The organism is Vibrio sp. 1978 (assembly GCF_033344345.1).
The window spans coordinates 1-907 of sequence record NZ_JAWPOP010000227.1 but is presented as its reverse complement, the minus strand read 5'-3'; the positions used below and the strand labels follow the sequence as shown (position 1 = coordinate 907).

General features: G+C 41.9%; 1 protein-coding gene and 1 pseudogene. One reads left to right on the top strand and one right to left on the bottom strand.

The features are described from left to right. Positions 1-182: pseudogene (locus tag R8N49_RS25710) on the bottom strand (DUF2254 domain-containing protein); the annotation flags it as partial. Between the two features lie 303 nt (positions 183-485). Between R8N49_RS25710 and R8N49_RS25705 the strand changes: the two are divergent. Continuing rightward, positions 486-907 (top strand): SDR family NAD(P)-dependent oxidoreductase (locus tag R8N49_RS25705; protein WP_318190282.1); only part of this gene is annotated, 422 nt, incomplete at its 3' end.

The window sequence follows — 907 nt, the reverse complement described above, 5'->3', positions numbered from 1 at the left end:
ATATTCAATATGTTATTCAGCAGCTCATTACTGACATTGATGGTGGGAGGCAGGGTAATGAATTTATTTAAAACAATAGAGATCAGGGCGGTTACAACAGCAAGTAAGGCGAAAAGTGATGTACGAACCCACAGTTTGCGTGTCATTTGTTTAAGCAGCCACTGCCATTTGGAGCCGGTCATTCTCATGTGCCTCTTATCTTTAGTGAGAAAGTCGATAGGAAATTCAAAACGTTATTCTTTGTTTAAGCATAGGTGAAATTTCCGGTTTCTCTTTGTGCTTGATGGGCTTCGTGATCAAGGTACAGGTATCCGAACCATTGGATAGTTTTGAAAACTATTGGGCATATTTAGAAGTTAACGAGCGTTAAAATCAGAAAGTCATGCTGCTTCAAAGAATGGCGTTCGTAAGATGTGAATCAGCCTATATTCCGTTACCTTAATTGGTACACACATTAAAAAGCACTTTTACGAACGAGGTAGAAAATGATTGTAATTACAGGTGCAAGTAGCGGCTTAGGGGCGGAGTTGGCCAAGCTTTATGATGCGGAAGGGAAAGCCACTTATCTGACTGGACGAAGTGAGAGTAAGCTCTCTACAGTCACAAACTGCTTATCGAACAATGTTGGCTATCGAGCTTGTGATCTCGCATCCCATCAAGAAGTAGAACAATTGTTTGAACAATTAGATTCTATTCCGAGCACGGTGGTTCACAGTGCAGGCAGTGGGTACTTTGGGTTGTTAGAAGAGCAAGATCCAGAGCAGATTCAAACCTTAATAGAGAATAATCTCAGCTCAGCGATTAACGTGCTTCGGGAGTTGGTTAAGCGATACAAGGATCAGCCTGTTAATGTAGTGATGATCATGTCTACTGCGGCTCAGCAGCCCAAAGCTCAAGAATCCACATA